Origin of the sequence: Vibrio sp. VPAP30, from assembly GCF_001188205.1 — a bacterium.
Lineage (GTDB): Bacteria > Pseudomonadota > Gammaproteobacteria > Enterobacterales > Vibrionaceae > Vibrio > Vibrio bivalvicida.
This window is the reverse complement of sequence record NZ_LBLS01000043.1, coordinates 137334-155812: the sequence shown is the minus strand read 5'-3', so window position 1 is coordinate 155812 and position 18479 is coordinate 137334. Positions and strand designations below refer to the sequence as shown.

Sequence of the window (18479 nt, the reverse complement as noted above, 5' to 3'; positions counted from 1 at the left end):
GTATACTGCGCGGCAGTTATAGCCACATGAATAAAAGTATGTTTCTGTCACCGTATTTTTCACAAGATAACAATCAGTTCCAGTTCACTCGCCAGCAAGCAAGCCACTTTGCTAAAAAGGTAGCGGGCGACTTTAACCCTATCCACGACGAAGATAACAAACGCTTCTGTGTACCTGGCGATCTGCTATTTGCTGTATTGCTAAGCAAAGAAGGCATTAGCCAGAAAATGCGCTTTGATTTCTCAGGTATGGTTAACGATGGGATTTCGCTATCGATTGAGAACAAATGTGAGAAAGAAAGTGCGCTAGTCGATGACAATGCGAAGGAATACTTACACATGTCTCACGAAGGTGAAGTAAGCCGCGATGCTGCATTTATCGAGCACGTAGTTACGAGCTATGTTCAGTTCTCTGGCATGAATTTCCCGCACATCATGGTTCCACTGATGGAAGAAGCACAGATGATGATCAACTGCCAGCGTCCATTGGTGATTTATGAAAGTATGGAAGTTGAATTTGATCGCCTTGACCTGACTCATCCTGAAGTTGAATTCGCTGGTGCTACCTTTGACGTTGAAGGCAAGCGCGGTCTTGTAACACTAAACTTCAGCTTTAAGGAAGATGGCGAAGTGGTCGGTAAAGGGATTAAGCGCATGGTGGCAAGCGGCTTAAAACCTTATAATCAAGAAGCGGTTGACGACCTAGTAGAGCGCTTTAACGCGCGTAAAGATTGCTTCTTAGCCGAGTTTGCCAACGCCGCTTAATCAGCAAGAGTTCCAGCATAAAGGGTTGCCATCTGGTGACCCTTTTTGTTTTCCGCGACACTAAGTTCAAACAATTCAGCTAACTCGCTAGCCTCACTCTACTATCTTGGTTAGCCTCTGCTTTTCGCTTATTTGCCAATAAACCAAGATGACGTTACACGCCCAATATTTCGCTTCCATTCTCGATTTTTTCCAATCTGAAAACTCAGACATCTGCGCGCAGCTTTCACACTCGATTTCAGACTGGCAGACAAAAATTGACCTACTTAAACAGCAATTCAATCTACTGCCTCATTTAGCGGGCGATATTGTTTTGGGTTTGTCGCAAGCAGATTCTAATTTGGGTATCGAGGTTGTTATTCTTTATCGCGGTTTGGTGTTCCCAGTCGCCATTGACCTTGTTAACCAAAACTATACTGAAGAGTTAAAAGCCAATATCCACCAGCAAGCTAGGCGACTAAAAGAGTGCCATCTTGAAAGTAAGTCGAAGTTTATTGTCCCTGTGCAGATAGCCACAAATGCTACCCCTCAAGGCGGCGCGATTACCGTCTCTGAAGATTTAGTTGCCGACACCATGTGTGACACGGGCGAGCACCTTGCTGCTCTGATTGAGCACTTTTCTAACCAGTACAAAGACGATCAAATCATCCTCAGTGACTGGTTAAAAAGTGACATCAAGGCAGAATAGCGCTTTGCATTAACGAGTCATCTTCTTAACGAACACCACCACAAACAGCGCCATGGTAAAGCTGCCTAAGAAAGCTTCGCAGGCCGCTATAAAGCGTGCCAAGCCGACGGGCGATATATCGCCGTACCCCAATGTAGTAAATGTCACTACGCTAAAATAAAGCGAGTTGAAGAACTCAAGTACATAGAACTTCCACCCAGTGACTCCCTCGTAAATAGGGTGGGCTCCGGTGGTATCCAAAAAGAAGTAAGCCAATGCACAGACCAAAATCAAAAAGATAGAAAAGCCTACTACGCGAATTGGATCTTCTCCGTAGCCACAAAAGACATCTACCAACTTGGAGATCATCCTTTTTACACTCAGAAGTGGCATTTGATAACGCCGATAACGCATCTCGCGCTTAAAGAAGTCTCCCGCCATTTCAAACAGCCCTTGCTTCTCACACTGCTTACGAATATTGCGGCACACCTCTTCAGCCTCTTGGCATAGCATGACTGATCTCTTACGATCACGCTGCCTCAGCGCTTTTTTCGCTTCCAACTCTTGCTTAAGACACCCTCCCCACTCGATATTTTCAAGCTTGGCACGAGAAAGTTCAGCACCGAGTAAGTTACAGTTGTCTAGTTTGGCGCAGTGTAGATTTGCACCAATTAACTTAGCCTTCATCAAAGATGAGCCACGTAAATCTAAGCCAAAAAAATGAGCCTCCGTTAAATTTGCTCGATAAAAATCCACATCTCGACATTGATAACCTTCTTTACAGCCTCGGTTTACTAAATCAAGGTCTTCGAGGTTTGTTCTTGCCAACTGAAATCCGTCTAAAGGTTTACCTGCTGCGGCCCATCGTTCAACCTTGTCTTTTATATTGTCTTTGCTTTTATCGACTTTTGGGTCATGCCAGTAACACAATCCTGACTCCCCACACGGTTGATCGCAGCACCAGCCATCTGGATTTTGATAGCTGCATTGGCCTTGGTGAGATTCCATATGCGCTGCCCCTAACATTATCTATCTCGGCAAAGGCCAAGCTAGACACAATATTAAGTGTAGTGGGTGCATATGGGCTCGCCATTGTTATTTATAATTTAATTAATATGACTATTTCTTAGTCGCTGAGTTAGCTGGGAAAGTTTTTGTTACCCTTCACCTGCTCTCTTAACCATTGTTTGAACAATCTGGTGTATGGATCATCGATATGAGTAAGAACAAAATAACCCGCATTGGCTTCAATTGCAGTAAAAGGCGCAACCAACTTTCCCTGCTCGATCTCATCTCCCAGTAAAGCAACTCTTGCGAGGGCGATTCCAACTCCGGCCTCTGCAGCCGACATTGCCATATCGGTACGGTTAAAAAAGTGTCCTCGGTTGGTTGCGAAATCGAGTTGCTGTTGTGAAGCCCAATACAACCACTCATAGTCTTTCTCGGCTCCCTGCCAAGGCATTACGTCATGGAGTAAAGTCACTCCTTCCCATGCGCTGCTACCTTCCACCAGCTTGGAATGGACAGAAAAATACTCTCGGCTCATCACAGGGATGAGCATTTCTTCCATTAATAACTCGGCTTCTGAGTGCTTATAAGGCAAAGACCCGTAATCAATTGCAATATCGAAATTACGCTTATCACTATCGACCAAGGCTCCCTCGGCAAAAGTGTGGATCTGTATATCAGGATATAGTTTGTGGAAGTTTTCTAGCCTTGGAACCAGCCATTTAAAGGCAAAAGAAGGCGTTAGTTTGAGGCGAATCTGCTTGCGCTCAGAAACTTGTGTTAATTGAAAAACGTTCTCTTCAATAGCAGCAAAGTGGTGACTCGTAGCATCAACCAGTTTCTTACCCTGATCTGTTAGACGTATTCCACGAGCATGACGTTCAAATACACTAAACCCTAACCGTTGTTCAATTTGCTGAAGTTGTTGGCTGACAGCCCCGAGTGTAAGGTTCAGCTCTTTAGCTGCGCTTGTTAGGCTCTGATGGCGAGCAACAATGCAGATTAAGTTCACCCCATGCAGCAAGGTAGATTTCATATTAAGCCTTTAGAAAAACTAAAACCTAGTATCAATTCTTATCGATTGTTAAGCAGATGTAAATTATTCATCCTTAGCAAAATTTCAAACTGTGAGTAGCGTTCGTGAAGGTGATTGTTTTAGGGAGTGGGGTCATCGGATTAACCAGTGCTTGGTACTTAAATCAAGCTGGATTCGATGTCACTGTGATAGACAGACAAGCTAAAGCGGGAGAAGAAACTAGCTTTGCCAATGCAGGTCAAATCTCATATGGTTACTCTTCGCCTTGGGCAGCGCCCGGCATTCCTACTAAAGCTATTAAGTGGCTATTTGAACAACATGCCCCGCTGAAAATTAAGCCCTCCCTCAGTCCTGAATTGCTCTACTGGGCGAGCCAAATGCTCGGCAATTGCCAGTTGGATAAATACCGCGTCAACAAATCTCGCATGCTTACCATCGCCAATCGTAGCCGTGAGTGTTTAGCCGCATTAAACCAACAGTTTGAGCTCGATTACCAAGGACGTACTCAAGGCACGCTGCAAATATTCCGCACGTCAGCCCAGCTTAAAGCCGTAGAAAAAGACATGACGCTGCTAGAAGAGAGTAGGACACAATTTCAGCTACTCGATGCTAAACAATGCCTGAACCAAGAGCCTGGACTTGCGAATATGCAAGGCGAGTTAGTCGGTGGGCTTTACCTGCCAAATGATGAAACGGGCGATTGCTACTTGTTCTGTCAGCAACTTCAGAAAATGGCTCAAAAAGCCGGAGTTGAATTTGTCTTTAATACCGATATAGATGCCTTGCTTGCTGAAAACAACAAGGTGGTGGCGGTTAAAACTACCCAAGGCACGCTGCATGGTGATCATTTTGTAGTGGCGTTGGGCAGTTATTCAAAAGCTTTGTTGAATCCACTCGGCATTGATATTCCCGTCTACCCAGTGAAAGGCTACTCACTGACATTGCCTGTGATCAACGAACATCAAGCTCCTACGTCTACCATCATGGATGAAACCTATAAAGTCGCTCTGACCCGTTTTGAGCAACGAATTCGAGTCGCGGGAACGGCAGAGCTAGCAGGGTTTGATCCTGCCTTGCCTGATAAACGCCTTGCGACACTAAATCACGTTGTCAGTAATTTGTTCCCGCAAGGCGTCGATTTTACTCAAGCCGAATACTGGACAGGGTTCCGCCCGATGACACCAGATGGAACACCAATCATAGGCCAGACAAAGTACAGCAATTTATTCACCAATACCGGGCATGGAACATTAGGCTGGACGATGGCGTGTGGCTCAGCCGATATCTTAGCTGAGTTGATGGCATCAAACGGTCAAAAGTCTCTTTCGGAGCTCAGCATGGAGAGGTATGCCTAGTTAAACCGCACTTTTCGCATCAACACAATTAACTCATTTACGTTCTATTAACAAAATATATAGCAACGTAATTGGGTTATTTGCCTCATGTATAAACCACCAACAAACCTCCCCAATCGACCATATAGCGTTCCAATTGAAGCTCAGTAAATAATCAATCGCTACCATTTAACAATTTTTTAGCACTTTGTGTTTTGGGTCACGCTAATTAACACTAACAAATAAATAAATTAACAATTACATTACAGAAAGGGTAATATCCTGTTCAGAAAACAACCACTACAAAACAAAACAGGGAAAATACTTATGCAGTCATTAGTTGATTTTCTGAACGGAATAATCTGGAGCCCGGTACTGATTTATCTTTGCCTAGGCGCTGGTTTGTTCTATTCGATCATGACTCGATTTGTTCAAGTTCGTCACTTTAGTGAAATGTGGCGTTTACTTCTTTCAGGGAAAAGTTCTACTAAGGGTATCTCATCATTCCAAGCACTAGCGGTTTCGCTATCTGGTCGTGTGGGTACAGGTAACATTGCAGGTGTTGCGGCGGCTATCGGTTTTGGTGGTCCAGGTGCGGTATTCTGGATGTGGGTTGTGGCCTTCTTTGGTGCAGCAACAGCGTACGCAGAGTCAACACTGGCACAGATCTACAAGGAAGAAGACGACGGTCAGTTCCGTGGTGGTCCGGCTTACTACATTGAAAAAGCAATGGGTCAAACTTGGTACGCATGGATCTTCGCAATCGCGACTATCTTTGCTTGTGGCTTCCTGCTACCTGGCGTTCAGTCAAACAGTATCGGTAATGCGGTTGAAGCAGCATTCGGTTCTGGTGAAATGATTGAAACAGCTATCGGTACATTCAGCTTTGCGAAGATCTTCACAGGTACGCTGATTTCAGTCATCCTAGCGTTTATCATCTTCGGTGGCGTTAAACGTATTGCTAACTTCACGCAGATTGTTGTTCCTTTCATGGCGCTTGCTTACATTGTGACAGCCTTCATCATCATCCTTCTCAACATCGGTGAAGTACCACGCGTATTCTCTATGATTATTGGCGATGCATTTACGCCGATGGCAGGTGTTGGTGCAGCTATCGGTTGGGGTGTTAAACGTGGTGTTTACTCAAACGAAGCCGGTCAAGGTACTGGTCCTCACGCAGCAGCAGCAGCGAGCGTTGACCACCCTGCACAGCAAGGCCTAGTACAGTCTTTCTCTATCTACATTGATACACTACTAGTATGTTCAGCAACCGCATTTATGATCATCATCACTGGTGCATACAATGTGCATGGCGCTGAAGGCTTCCTAGTACAAAACGTTGCCGCTGACATCGCAGCAAACGGCCCGGTATTTACACAGATGGCAATTGAAAGTGCATTACCAGGCATTGGTAAACCATTCATCGCAATTGCACTGTTCTTCTTCGCGTTTACGACGATTCTAGCTTACTACTACATCGCCGAAACCAACGTGGCTTACATTCGTCGCCACATCAAAGTTAATGGCCTGATGTTCCTACTAAAAGTGGCATTAATTGCAGTAGTGTTCTACGGTACAGTTAAGACAGCAAACCTTGCATGGGCAATGGGTGACGTCGGTGTAGGTCTAATGGCGTGGCTAAACATCGTTGGTATCCTGATCATCTTCTTCATGGCTAAGCCTGCTTTGAAAGCTCTCAACGATTACGAAGAGCAACAAAAACAAGGTGTTGAAGAGTACACATTCAACCCTGTGAAACTAGGCATCAAAGGTGCTGATTACTGGGAAGATAAGTACCGCCGTAAAACTGGCAAACAGCCAACGGCTGAACCAGAGTCCAAACCGGTTGAACAACCTTCAACCTAATAGCAACATGCTATAAAAATAAAAAGCAGTGGTAAAAAAAGGGGTTAGCCAATGGCTAACCCCTTTCGTCTTATTGTTCCCAAAAATGCACTAAATTAAATGACTACTCACTCATTTAGTTTTAGTCGACGCTGTTTCAGGCACATCATCAACTAAATTCTTTTAATTATGCCGCTACCTGCTCTAGAGGCATTTCTACTGCTGGCTTTTTCTCACCAATTGGCAAGATAGTACGGCCATATTCGTTGTTCAGTACTTGTGCCATTGCAAAGTAGATCGCGCTCGCGCCACAGAAAATACCTTCAATACCCGCAATAGTACCGATGAACTGGCTACCTGTGAAATCACGCGCTGCTAGTAGGAAGAACAGCACAGTCAGAGAACCAAACACAACCTGTTTCGCGACTGGGTAACACAGTGAGCCGATAAACATAAAGCCAGTAAAGATACCCCATAGAGCTAAGTACCAGCCCATAAAGTGAGCAGGGCTTGCTGGTAGGCCCATGTATGGCATTACGATCAAACCTACTAGCGTTAGCCAAAACAGACCGTAAGAGGTAAACGCCGTAGTACCAAAGGTATCACCACGTTTGAAACACATCATGCCGACAAGAACTTGGCTAAGACCACCATAGAAAATACCCATTGCTAGGATCATAGAATCAACAGGGAAAAAACCTGCGTTGTGGATGTTTAGCAGGATGGTTGTCATACCGAAACCCATTAGGCCCAGTGGAGCCGGGTTTGCCAGTTTTGTTGACATTTTGCGCACCTTTCAAAAAAGTTAATAAAAATTACGCGCAAATTTTAGTGTCGTTCAACAAAAAAGATAGTGTACGGAATCGCAATCTAAGGTTGCGAAAATCACCAAATCGAAACTTTGACCGTATTTGAGCCGATAAGACATATAAAAGACACGAAATGCGGATAATATCTCGCAATAAAAAACAGCCTTAAGAAACATCTTAAGGCTGTTTTGCTACTCAATTAACGAGCTATGACTTACTGGCAAGAGATTTCATCCCAGAACCAGTTAGATTGTGTCGGAGATTCCCATACTCCAGGACCATTTTTAGCGACAAAGCACTTACCGTTGTATGTCACTTTATCGCCATCCGCGACTTGAGAAACACCCGGTAGCCACTGAATAAATGTATTTGGATCTGGGCTTGGGGTCGGTTCCGGATCAGGTGTTGGAGTTGGCTCAGGATCTGGGGTTGGTGCTGGGTCAGGAGTAGGGTTTGGTGTCGGTTCAGTCGTACCTGCCACTAACTCCCATGGGCCACCTAAGCTAGGCTCATCTCCTCGTGTCCACCATTTAGCCTTGTATGTCGCCCCTTTATAGGTCGCTTTATCACCAGCGTTGTACACCTTAGTTGCGCTCCATCCTGTGCCGTTATCGGGATCAGGATCGACAGGGTCTAACTTTTCAACCACACGGACTTCAGGCCAGCTCGCATGCGAACCATAGAAATTCGTCACACACTTCTCGTAATCTCCCGGAACAAGAGCTGAATAAGCGGTTTGGAAGCCAACCAGCTCACACTCGAAGGAGTACCCCCCCGGTCTGTCTGCATAGTATTTCCAGTTCCCATCCCAGTTAGTGTATAGCACATCGGTTGCACCATTGAGGTTTAAACTGCCATATGGAGTTTGCTGCCAACATGTGTTCTTTTCATCCGACTCGATGGGGATCTGGTAGTGTGCCGATAACCCCTCCCAGTAACGAATACGGTTAACGGGCTGCCCTTTGTTTTTGTTTTGCTCACCACATTCAATCCCACCGTTGATGATGTTAATCGTGGTACCAAAACCGTAACCAATTCCTGCGTCAACTTCACGCTGAGAAGGCGACCATGTTTTATCAATGACATGGAGCATTGCCGGCTTGGGTGCTTGTGGTGTGAGGAAGAACCAAATAGCAGAAGCTAGGTTTAACCAAGAGTCTGCCACTAAACCTGGATTGTTGAGCAGCACTGACGCATCACCATCAAACATGGCTTCAGAGAATGCGCCATAGTTAAAGTGGTAAGAAAGCTGCTTGGCACCTCGGCCAAAATAGCCCTGCCCAGTAGCACAAGGCCACTTTTTGTTTTGCCAATCATTCTGCCCACAACCTGTGGTATAGCCTTCCTGACCTTCAGACCAGCCCATTTCGCGTACATGCACTAGTGCTTGTTGCCACTCTTCTAAAGCTAATGGGTTGTCAGAGATATTATCTTTCGCTATATGCCCACCAGTTTCTTGAGCAAAATGAGCAAAAGCGGTCACAATTGAACGTTTGCAGATTGCATCGGAGTCGCGACCATCGGTGTACTCAGCACAAAATGCAGGGAACTTACCAATAGCACGTAAGAAACGCGTATAGGTGTATTCTGGAGCAGCCATATGGGTAAGAAAGTCCCACTCTGCTCTTGGAAATACTCGCTCTGCTCTTTTTACGTTACCAGGGTTGGTTGCTAACCCCGAATCAATCGCTTCAACCACTGCGTTTGGCGCCGTTCGTAACGCTTGAGACCATATGTGATACATAGGATCCGCCGTCTGCTGACTCTCTGCTGCTTGGATATCAGCACGTGAAACGACATAACCAGTAGGATTTTGAGGATCGGGCTGGATGTTCATCGTCGCCCAAGATGTAGGTGCCGCAGATAGCATGGCTAGTGCTGCGAGGTAGCTTGTTTTCTTCATCAGACAAGTCCTTAAGTGAATTTCTGAACAAAGACTAGAAAACTCAGCCACTAACTTCACGGCTAGTATGTTGCGTTAAGGTCAAGTTGCGAGTCACTCTTAAGTTGCAACGGAATCTGAAACTATCGTACTAATAAAAACTGTCTAGTAGGTTCAAAAAACGAATGTTCTAGAAACGTCTCAATTAATAGAAACATCGTTTGGTAAAAACACAGGAAATAACGTTAATTATCTTGTGGTATAAAAAAAGCCAGTCCGATGACTGGCTTAGTTAATCTATTCAAACAGGAAAATTATTCCCACTCAATTGTTGCTGGTGGTTTACCTGAAATGTCGTATACCACGCGAGAAATGCCATCTACTTCGTTGATAATGCGATTAGAAACCTTGCCTAGGAAGTCATATGGTAAGTGTGCCCAATGCGCCGTCATAAAGTCGATAGTTTCTACCGCACGTAGCGATACAACCCAGTCGTACTTGCGGCCATCGCCCATTACACCTACAGAGCGTACAGGTAGGAATACCGTGAACGCTTGAGATACTTTGTTGTATAGGTCAGCAGTATGTAACTCTTCAATAAAGATAGCATCAGCACGGCGTAGTAAGTCACAGTATTCTTTCTTGATTTCGCCAAGTACGCGAACACCAAGACCAGGGCCAGGGAACGGGTGGCGGTAAAGCATATTGTAAGGTAAGCCAAGCTCTAGGCCAATCTTACGTACTTCGTCTTTAAACAGCTCACGTAATGGCTCAACAAGGCCCATTTCCATATCATCTGGAAGACCGCCCACATTGTGGTGTGATTTGATTACGTGCGCTTTACCCGTCTTAGATGCTGCAGATTCGATTACGTCTGGGTAGATAGTACCCTGCGCTAACCATTTAGCGTTCTTAAGCTTCTTAGACTCTTCGTCGAATACGTCAACAAATACGTGACCGATAGTCTTACGCTTCTCTTCTGGATCAGACTTGCCTTCAAGCGCAGCTAAGAAACGTTCTTCTGCGTCAACTTTGATAATGTTAAGACCAAACTGATCACCAAACATATCCATAACTTGCTGACCTTCGTTAAGGCGAAGTAGACCATTATCAACAAATACACAGGTTAATCTGTCACCGATTGCACGGTGAACTAGCATCGCTACTACTGATGAATCAACACCGCCAGATAGACCTAGGATAACTTCATCATCACCAACCTGCTCTTTGATACGTGCAACCGCATCTTCGATGATTGATTCAGAAGTCCATAGACGCTCACAGCCACATACGCCAAGAACAAAGTTCTCTAGCATCTGCAGTCCTTGTTTAGTGTGCGTTACTTCTGGGTGAAACTGAACACCGTAGTATTTCTTTTCTTCATTCGCCATTGCAGCGTAAGGACAAGTCTCGGTCTCACCAACTTTGACAAAATCTGCTGGAATTTCTACTACTTTGTCACCGTGGCTCATCCAAACGTCTTGAGTCGCTTCAAGATCTTTAAATAGTGCCGATTCACCAGAAACTTTAACTTGAGCGTATCCAAACTCACGCTCAGTAGAGCCGGCAACTTTGCCACCTAGCTGCTCAGCCATTGTTTGCATGCCGTAACATACACCAAATACTGGAACACCTGAGTCAAATACATATTGAGGAGCGCGAGGAGAGTTGTCCTCGGTAACACTTTCAGGGCCACCAGATAGGATGATGCCATCTGGGTTGAATTCACGAATATCCGCTTCTTCTACATCCCAGCTCCAAAGTTCACAGTAAACGCCGATTTCACGGACGCGGCGCGCGACAAGTTGAGTGTACTGAGAACCGAAGTCCAAGATCAGAATACGTTGGTCATGGATATTTTTAGTCATTTTGAGCAGTCTTATAAGCTAGGTTATTAAAACGGAGGCGAGTTTACTCGCCTCTTATTAATGCTTCAAGGAAAAAAGCAAACGTTTCCGTCAGGTTTATACTAATCGAATTAGGATTAGCCTAGACGGTAGTTTGGAGCCTCTTTCGTAATTTGAACGTCGTGTACATGAGACTCTTTCATGCCAGCGCCAGAGATACGTACAAATTCAGCTTTAGTACGCATATCTTCAACCGTTGCACTGCCTGTAAGACCCATGCTTGAACGTAGACCACCCATCTGTTGGTGAACGATCTCTTTTAGGCGGCCTTTGTATGCGATACGACCTTCGATACCTTCTGGTACTAGCTTGTCTGCTGCGTTATCTGACTGGAAGTAACGGTCAGAAGAGCCTTGAGACATAGCGCCTAGTGAACCCATACCACGGTATGCTTTGTATGAACGACCATTGTATAGAATCACTTCACCTGGTGCTTCTTCTGTACCGGCAAACATAGAGCCAACCATCACAACAGATGCGCCCGCTACAATTGCTTTACAGATATCACCTGAGAAACGAATACCGCCGTCAGCGATAACAGGAATGCCGTACTCGCCAGCAACTTCTGCTGCGTCTGCAATAGCGGTAACTTGAGGTACACCAACACCAGTAACGATACGAGTTGTACAGATAGAACCAGGGCCAATACCCACTTTCACTGCGCTTACGCCAGCTTCGATCAGAGCCTTAGCGCCTGCACCTGTTGCTACGTTACCGCCAATGATGTCTAGATCTGGGTATGCCGCGCGAGTTTCGCGAATACGGTTTAGAACACCTTCAGAGTGACCGTGTGAAGAGTCGATAAGTAGAACGTCTACGCCTGCTTCTACTAGAGCTTTAACGCGTTCTTCGTTACCCGCGCCTGCGCCAACGGCTGCACCTACACGTAGGCGACCTTGCTCGTCTTTACATGCGTTTGGTTTACGCTCTGCTTTATGGAAGTCTTTTGCTGTGATCATACCGGTTAGTTGGAACTCATCATTCACAACCAGTACTTTCTCTACGCGCGCTTCGTGCATTTTCTCTTGAACTTCTTCACGAGTTGCACCTTCTTTAACAGCCGCTAGACGCTCTTTAGGCGTCATCACAACTTCTACTTTCTTAGAAAGGTCCGTTACGAAACGAACGTCACGACCAGTGATGATACCAACCAGTTCGTTGTTATCCGTCACTACAGGGAAACCTGCAAAACCATGCTTTTCAGTAAGAGCAACCACATCAGCAATTGTGGCATCAGGGCTAACTGTCACAGGGTGAGAAACCACACCTGCTTCGTAAATCTTAACCTGATGAACCATTTCTGCTTGCTGCTCAATCGACATGTTCTTGTGGATAAAGCCAATGCCACCCTCTTGCGCTAGTGCAATTGCTAGGCGCGCTTCAGTAACGGTGTCCATAGACGCCGAAATCATTGGGATGTTTAGGGTGATGTTCTTAGTTAGCTGAGTGCGAAGATCAGCTGTGTTTGGGAGAACAGTGGAGTGTGCTGGCACAAGTAGTACGTCATCGAATGTCAGCGCTTCTTTGGCAATTCTTAGCATTTGCAATATCTCACAATTAGAGGAGTAAAAAGAACAATCCAATCTCATCGTTTCGCATAATGAGGGCAGTAAGCAGAGATGCTAGGCTGCATTTGGATTAGATATTGCGGACGGATTATACGGCTAACGCAATCGCTTGACCACTAGTTTTTTTGATTTTTTTCTTGCATTTACCCCCTTGCTATGTATTATATTGCCGCTAACTTCCATACCCACGCCTACGGAATTAGCTGTGTCTTCTCTGACCAATCAAAACATCTTCACCGTATCTCGTCTTAATGCTGAAGTCCGCTTGTTGTTAGAAAATGAAATGGGCATTATTTGGTTAGTTGGAGAAATCTCTAACTTTTCTGCGCCTGTTTCAGGTCACTGGTATCTCACCCTTAAAGACTCACGCGCTCAAGTAAAGTGTGCCATGTTCCGTGGTAACAATCGTCGCGTTACTTTCAAGCCACAAAACGGCAATCAAGTTTTGGTTAAAGCTCGTTTATCGCTTTATGAACCTCGTGGCGACTATCAACTAATAATTGAAAGCATGCAGCCAGAAGGTGACGGCAGACTTCAACAGCAATTTGAAGAACTAAAGATGAAACTGGCTGGTGAAGGGTTATTTGCCCAAACCAGCAAAAAACCATTGCCTGAGCATCCAAAATGTGTGGGGGTTATCACCTCTAAAACCGGGGCGGCTCTTTTCGACATCCTCGATGTCCTCAAACGTCGTGATCCTTCTCTTCCTGTGGTTATCTACCCAACTATGGTCCAGGGTGAAGAAGCTGCGATTCAAATTGCACAAGCGATTGGATGTGCCAGTAGCCGCAATGAATGTGATGTTTTGATTGTTGGCCGTGGCGGTGGCTCACTGGAAGATTTGTGGTGTTTTAACAACGAGATCCTTGCGCGCACTATTGCTTCTAGTCAGATTCCTATTATCAGCGCGGTTGGTCATGAAGTCGATGTCACTATCGCCGATTTTGTGGCGGATATGCGTGCTCCTACTCCGTCGGCTGCAGCCGAACTGGTTAGTAGAGACAATAGCCATAAAGACCAAGCGCTTCTAGCACGCCAACACAAACTAAGCAGCTCTATGCGTTACTTTTTGGCTGAGCAGAAAAAAACCATCGCCTCTTTGCTTCACCGTCTAGAGCGGCAACACCCTAGCTATCAGCTTCAGCGCCAAAGTCAGCAGCTCGATGAACTCGAAGCTAGACTACATCGCGCTATGGGGCAATATATTGCGGTGCGTAATCAGAAGGTTGAACGTCAACAGCACAAAATTCAGCTCAATTCTCCAATCAAACGACTGGCCGAGCAAAATGCTTCATTACAAAGACTGGAGCAAAAGCTATTGGATGCGATGGATCGAAAACTGCTCAATACTCGCCACCAACTTGCAATGGCAGCGGAAAAGCTTGAGACAGTAAGCCCACTAGCCACGCTCAAACGTGGTTATTCGATCACTCAAACAGCGCAAGGTAACGTCGTGACTCAAACGTCACAAATAAAATCGGGCGACACTTTGGTCACCCGTTTATCTGATGGTGAGATTCGCTCGATAGCCAATTAGATAATTAGCTCGGCTGAAACTCAAACCGGATGCGAGACTTGGATTTTAGCTCATTGCAGTTATTACAAAAGTAGTTCGCCGCACCGCACGCTTGTAGCTTTTCTAACTCAGCTTCACAGTCTGGGCAAAATCCAACTTTAATGTAGTTCTCATCACAAGCCGGGCAATGATACTTACCCATCCACTCTAGTTCATCCTCACACACTGGGCAGACATTTTCTTTCATAAAGGTACTCGATAGTAGTTAAGCGCTAACCGTCACTCTAATATTCTGCTATCAGCTTGCCTTGATCTCTATCATGCCTACGACTGTGTTTTACTCGATACATCTGCTGATCCGCTTGTTTAATCAAAATCTGCAATGAGGTAAGTCGGTTAACCTCGCAGACTGATTTACCAACACTGACACTAATCGTTAAACCTTCAAATAGAGAAAGACTTTTCAACTGTCGATTAAACGTCTCCTCGAGCTTGGCGAAAACTTCTTTACTATCAGAGAAAGAAAAGACGACAAACTCGTCTCCACCGTAGCGCCCTTTTAAACTACAACCTTTGAAAGTTCGGTTAAGCAGATCACCTACAGCCGATAGAACCTTGTCTCCTACTTCATGTCCATAACGATCATTGATCAACTTAAATTGATCGATATCCGCGAAAAAGCAAGAAATGTACTTCAAGTCAGTATTTAGACAGTCTTGAGCTTGCTGCAGTAGGGCAAAACGATTTAAGCACTTGGTCAATGGATCATAACGTGCCTGGTAGTAGAGCTTATCTTCTAGTTGGTACTTTTCCCAAGCAACAGCATATAGGGCTGCAAGCATTTCTAACACTTCCAGCTCATGCTCGGCGGGAGCAGAAGGTTCCGAGCTATAAATAGCAAAGGTTCCCATTGCAGTCTGTTCGCTTGACAAAATAGGGACAGACCAACAAGCACGTAGGTTTGCTTGATGCGCTAAGTCGGTGAAAGGCACCCAGTTAGAATGCTGATTAATATCCTCTACAACAACCGTTTTCTTATGAAAAGCGGCCGCACCACAAGATCCTACATTTGGACCAATCTCGATGCCTTCTACCGCATCGTTATATACCTGAGGTAAGCTTGGTGCGTACTCCAAATATAGCGTTTTTGTTTTCGGCTCTAAGCGAAGAATAGAAGTTCTGCGCTCACCAAACCAGGTCTCAGATAGGTTAACTACTCTTCTGTTGAGTTCTTCTTTACCCATTCCCAAAGCTAATTTAGCAAGCAACTTATTTACTTCTCTGTGAGCATTGAGAAGTTCAAGGTGACTCATAAGGCTGATTCTTTATTTGTTTTATTTGCACTTCACAAAGTAGCATAAAGAAATTGCTTTTAACCCGATCGTAACCTCATTAATAGCTGCGCTTGATTAATATACCCAATAAAAACCGTTAACATGATAAAAGATCCAAGTCTGATCGTCGGCAAAATCCAATTTGATCAGCGATCTGCCATAAAAAGAACATTTATATAACCACACACCGAAAGCATAAGTTACATGTGCTGCATTTGAATTTGTGCCAGAATAAAACTTCAATATTCTACTTAAAAAAACAATATTTAGAATTTAATAAAAAGATCAGGATTCACTATATTGATATTACATCAGTATGCATTTCAATATTTTGTTCATCTACAAGCCGCAAAAGCACTTCAATAATACGGTAATCGCTTAACGAACTCGCATGCGTGCCACCACATGGAATTACTGCGGTTTGCGCCTCTTCTAAGTCACATTGCCAATAGCGAGAATCTGTCAAAGCCTCACCATGACACTCAACTTTGATATCAGATTTCAACTCTAACCACTTGATCATCTGCACGTTAACTAGCTGCTCAATATGACTTAAATCTGCAAGCACATCAGCGCTATTTAAACCTCGTTTGCGCAGTGTTTTTCCTAAACGATAAGTATCTAAGCACTTATCTGGGGTGACAAAACTGCTCACTTGCGCATAACTGTTAAAATCATAGTTTCCGTGAGAGTCTTTGCGATCAGCATCTTTACGCCAATAGCCTTGTTCAGTCAGGACCTTATTAAGGGCAAGATAGGCCAAATGACCTGCACTATGTCCTCGACTTAGTGCTAACTGAAACTCTTTATCAACAGTTAAATGCACGCTTTGCCCTACTTTGAAGTCAGAACCAGCCGCTGCAATGCAGTGAACAACCACAAATGCCCAACCAGGCTCATCACGTTTCACAGGAATAGCTTTGCCAACGTATAGTTCGCCACTGTTCAACTCAACCGCGCCGACTTGGCAATCCAGCACAGGGATATCATTAATATGGCCTTTGTCCGCCGGATGATCTGGCCAAATATGGCTCACGGGATGAAAAGGACTAACATCTGTCACCACATACAGATGCCCTTCCCCCTGCTTGATAAGTTGAATACTGGCTTCTAACTGCCAAGTTTGGTGACAAAATTGGGTAATGGTTGGTGTAATTTGCATCTATTTATTCTTCCAATATAAAAAAAGCGCCAAGAGAACTAGGCGCTTTTATCGAAATCGATCTTTCCTATTTGATGTTAGGCAGATTACTTCTTACGATTTTTCATCATGCTCATCAAGCGTTTACGTTTACGCTCCTGAGACATCGTCATCTTGTTCGATTTACCCTCAAATGGGTTATCGCTGCTTTGGAATTGGATACGAATTGGTGTACCCATGATTTCCAATGATTTACGGTAGTAGTTCATCAGATAACGTTTATACGAATCTGGCAGTTCGTTGACTTGGTTACCGTGAATCACAACGATTGGTGGGTTGTAGCCACCTGCATGCGCGTACTTGAGTTTAACACGACGGCCTCGTACCAATGGTGGCTGGTGATCGTCCGTTGCCATTTTCATGATACGCGTCAGCACAGAAGTCCCTACACGAGTTGTCGCTGACTTGTATGCCTCTTGCACAGATTCGAACAAATGGCCAACGCCTGTACCGTGAAGCGCAGAGATAAAGTGAATTCGAGCAAAATCAACAAAACCTAAGCGACGATCAAGTTCTTTCTTAACGTGCTCTTTCACGTCCATATCCAGACCATCCCACTTGTTCACTGCAAGCACAATTGAGCGGCCAGCGTTAAGCGCAAAGCCAAGTAGGCTTAGATCTTGGTCTGAGATGTTTTCACGAGCGTCGATAACCAGCAGAACAACGTTAGCATCTTCAACTGCTTTCAATGTTTTAACCACTGAGAACTTCTCAACGGTTTCGTTGATACGCTTACGACGACGTACACCCGCAGTATCAATAAGAACATATTCGCGACCATCACGTTCCATAGGAATGTAGATAGAGTCACGAGTCGTGCCAGGCATATCGTAAACCACCACGCGCTCTTCACCGAGAATACGGTTAGTCAGGGTTGATTTACCTACGTTAGGACGACCAATAATCGCCAGTTTGATTGGCTGATCTTGTAGACGCTTGAACTCTTCTTCCGCTTCTTCTTCGGTGTAGTCTAGTTTCTCTTCTTCTTCGTCAACGAATTCAGTTAAGTCTTCGATTTCACCTAGCGCTTCTTCAGCCATTTTTTCTGCAAATGGGTTAAGTGCACGGTCGATAAGCGCACCAACGCCGCGGCCATGAGCAGCAGCAATCTGGTACATGTTTTCCACACCTAACTGCCAAAAATCAGCTGACGCTGCGTCGGCATCAATACCATCAACCTTGTTTACTACAAGCATTGAAGGCTTTTCAATTTTGCGCAAGTGGTTAGAAATGGCAATGTCAGATGGTGTCAGACCTGCTCGGCCATCGACCATAAATAATACCACATCGGCTTCATCAATCGCCGCTAGCGACTGCTCTGCCATCTTGGTTTCTACACCTTCTTCCGTGCCATCGATACCGCCGGTATCAATCACGATAAATTCATGTTCACCAAGCTTAGCTTGGCCATATTTACGGTCACGAGTTAAGCCAGGGAAATCCGCAACCAATGCGTCGCGAGTACGAGTCAGTCGGTTAAACAACGTCGATTTACCAACGTTTGGACGCCCTACCAGAGCAACAACAGGTACCATAATAACCTCTACAATATTCTTTTCTTTATGTAGTTATAGGTAACAACTCCGCAGAGTTCACACTATGAGCACT

15 protein-coding genes are annotated in these 18479 nt (G+C 44.9%); 5 read left to right on the top strand and 10 right to left on the bottom strand.

Features of this window, described 5'->3' with window-relative positions:
* The first annotated feature begins 38 nt into the window (after positions 1–38).
* Both ZX61_RS21010 and ZX61_RS21005 read left to right on the top strand, forming a co-directional pair.
* Complete coding sequence (locus tag ZX61_RS21010) at positions 39–764, top strand: DUF3581 domain-containing protein (RefSeq protein ID WP_049846538.1); 726 nt, start codon at positions 39–41, stop codon at positions 762–764.
* Between the two features lie 148 nt (positions 765–912).
* Entirely contained in the window at positions 913–1452 is a 540-nt protein-coding gene (locus ZX61_RS21005) for a hypothetical protein (protein WP_049846537.1), read from the top strand.
* Positions 1453–1461: 9 nt separating this feature from the next.
* On the opposite strand, the gene ZX61_RS21000 is transcribed toward ZX61_RS21005, so the two are convergent.
* Both ZX61_RS21000 and ZX61_RS20995 read right to left on the bottom strand, forming a co-directional pair.
* Positions 1462–2439 carry an ion channel gene (locus tag ZX61_RS21000; RefSeq protein WP_049846536.1) on the bottom strand — a complete coding sequence of 326 codons (978 nt, stop codon included), beginning with the start codon at positions 2437–2439 and terminating at the stop codon, positions 1462–1464.
* Between the two features lie 130 nt (positions 2440–2569).
* Positions 2570–3475: a LysR substrate-binding domain-containing protein gene (locus tag ZX61_RS20995; protein ID WP_049846535.1), complete on the bottom strand. Its 906-nt coding sequence runs from the start codon at positions 3473–3475 to the stop codon at positions 2570–2572.
* Between the two features lie 104 nt (positions 3476–3579).
* Between ZX61_RS20995 and ZX61_RS20990 the strand changes: the two genes are divergently transcribed.
* The gene (locus ZX61_RS20990; protein ID WP_049846534.1) at positions 3580–4830 is read left to right on the top strand and encodes a D-amino acid dehydrogenase; all 1251 of its coding nucleotides are present in this window, start codon (positions 3580–3582) and stop codon (positions 4828–4830) included.
* A gap of 306 nt (positions 4831–5136) precedes the next feature.
* Complete coding sequence (locus ZX61_RS20985; protein WP_049846533.1) at positions 5137–6675, top strand: alanine/glycine:cation symporter family protein; 1539 nt, start codon at positions 5137–5139, stop codon at positions 6673–6675.
* 166 nt (positions 6676–6841) lie between these two features.
* Here ZX61_RS20985 and ZX61_RS20980 read toward each other — a convergent pair whose 3' ends face one another.
* The 4 genes from ZX61_RS20980 to guaB form a co-directional block, all read right to left on the bottom strand.
* A complete protein-coding gene (locus tag ZX61_RS20980; RefSeq protein ID WP_049846532.1) occupies positions 6842–7438 on the bottom strand; it encodes an acetate uptake transporter in 597 nt (198 codons plus the stop codon).
* Between the two features lie 239 nt (positions 7439–7677).
* Positions 7678–9366 carry a chitinase gene (locus ZX61_RS20975; protein ID WP_049846531.1) on the bottom strand — a complete coding sequence of 563 codons (1689 nt, stop codon included), beginning with the start codon at positions 9364–9366 and terminating at the stop codon, positions 7678–7680.
* Between the two features lie 293 nt (positions 9367–9659).
* Positions 9660–11213 (bottom strand): glutamine-hydrolyzing GMP synthase, encoded by a 1554-nt coding sequence (gene guaA / locus ZX61_RS20970; protein ID WP_049846530.1) that lies wholly within the window; start codon positions 11211–11213, stop codon positions 9660–9662.
* A gap of 116 nt (positions 11214–11329) precedes the next feature.
* Positions 11330–12793, bottom strand: a complete 1464-nt coding sequence (gene guaB / locus ZX61_RS20965; RefSeq protein ID WP_049846529.1) for an IMP dehydrogenase — start codon at positions 12791–12793, stop codon at positions 11330–11332.
* Positions 12794–13025: 232 nt separating this feature from the next.
* On the opposite strand from guaB, the gene xseA reads away from it, so the two are divergent.
* Positions 13026–14357 carry an exodeoxyribonuclease VII large subunit gene (gene xseA / locus ZX61_RS20960; RefSeq protein ID WP_049846528.1) on the top strand — a complete coding sequence of 444 codons (1332 nt, stop codon included), beginning with the start codon at positions 13026–13028 and terminating at the stop codon, positions 14355–14357.
* A 4-nt stretch (positions 14358–14361) separates the two neighbouring features.
* Here the strand turns inward: xseA and ZX61_RS20955 are convergent, their stop codons facing one another.
* The 4 genes from ZX61_RS20955 to der all read right to left on the bottom strand — a co-directional run bounded on the left by ZX61_RS20955 (position 14362) and on the right by der (position 18406).
* Positions 14362–14583 carry a zinc ribbon domain-containing protein gene (locus ZX61_RS20955; protein ID WP_049846527.1) on the bottom strand — a complete coding sequence of 74 codons (222 nt, stop codon included), beginning with the start codon at positions 14581–14583 and terminating at the stop codon, positions 14362–14364.
* A gap of 37 nt (positions 14584–14620) precedes the next feature.
* Positions 14621–15649 carry a sensor domain-containing diguanylate cyclase gene (locus ZX61_RS20950; RefSeq protein WP_049846526.1) on the bottom strand — a complete coding sequence of 343 codons (1029 nt, stop codon included), beginning with the start codon at positions 15647–15649 and terminating at the stop codon, positions 14621–14623.
* A 316-nt stretch (positions 15650–15965) separates the two neighbouring features.
* Positions 15966–16832 carry a metal-dependent hydrolase gene (locus ZX61_RS20945; RefSeq protein ID WP_049846525.1) on the bottom strand — a complete coding sequence of 289 codons (867 nt, stop codon included), beginning with the start codon at positions 16830–16832 and terminating at the stop codon, positions 15966–15968.
* Between the two features lie 86 nt (positions 16833–16918).
* The gene (gene der, locus ZX61_RS20940; RefSeq protein WP_049846524.1) at positions 16919–18406 is read right to left on the bottom strand and encodes a ribosome biogenesis GTPase Der; all 1488 of its coding nucleotides are present in this window, start codon (positions 18404–18406) and stop codon (positions 16919–16921) included.
* Positions 18407–18479: the final 73 nt, after the last annotated feature.

What these genes read in the sequence shown, in the direction of transcription:
- ZX61_RS21010 (WP_049846538.1), top strand. Translation starts at nt 39, where the DNA reads ATGTTTCTGTCACCGTATTTTTCACAAGATAACAATCAGTTCCAGTTC.
- ZX61_RS21005 (WP_049846537.1), top strand. Translation starts at nt 913, where the DNA reads ATGACGTTACACGCCCAATATTTCGCTTCCATTCTCGATTTTTTCCAA.
- ZX61_RS21000 (WP_049846536.1), bottom strand. Translation starts at nt 2,439, where the DNA reads ATGGAATCTCACCAAGGCCAATGCAGCTATCAAAATCCAGATGGCTGG.
- ZX61_RS20995 (WP_049846535.1), bottom strand. Translation starts at nt 3,475, where the DNA reads ATGAAATCTACCTTGCTGCATGGGGTGAACTTAATCTGCATTGTTGCT.
- ZX61_RS20985 (WP_049846533.1), top strand. Translation starts at nt 5,137, where the DNA reads ATGCAGTCATTAGTTGATTTTCTGAACGGAATAATCTGGAGCCCGGTA.
- ZX61_RS20980 (WP_049846532.1), bottom strand. Translation starts at nt 7,438, where the DNA reads ATGTCAACAAAACTGGCAAACCCGGCTCCACTGGGCCTAATGGGTTTC.
- ZX61_RS20975 (WP_049846531.1), bottom strand. Translation starts at nt 9,366, where the DNA reads ATGAAGAAAACAAGCTACCTCGCAGCACTAGCCATGCTATCTGCGGCA.
- guaA (WP_049846530.1), bottom strand. Translation starts at nt 11,213, where the DNA reads ATGACTAAAAATATCCATGACCAACGTATTCTGATCTTGGACTTCGGT.
- guaB (WP_049846529.1), bottom strand. Translation starts at nt 12,793, where the DNA reads ATGCTAAGAATTGCCAAAGAAGCGCTGACATTCGATGACGTACTACTT.
- ZX61_RS20955 (WP_049846527.1), bottom strand. Translation starts at nt 14,583, where the DNA reads ATGAAAGAAAATGTCTGCCCAGTGTGTGAGGATGAACTAGAGTGGATG.
- ZX61_RS20950 (WP_049846526.1), bottom strand. Translation starts at nt 15,649, where the DNA reads ATGAGTCACCTTGAACTTCTCAATGCTCACAGAGAAGTAAATAAGTTG.
- ZX61_RS20945 (WP_049846525.1), bottom strand. Translation starts at nt 16,832, where the DNA reads ATGCAAATTACACCAACCATTACCCAATTTTGTCACCAAACTTGGCAG.
- der (WP_049846524.1), bottom strand. Translation starts at nt 18,406, where the DNA reads ATGGTACCTGTTGTTGCTCTGGTAGGGCGTCCAAACGTTGGTAAATCG.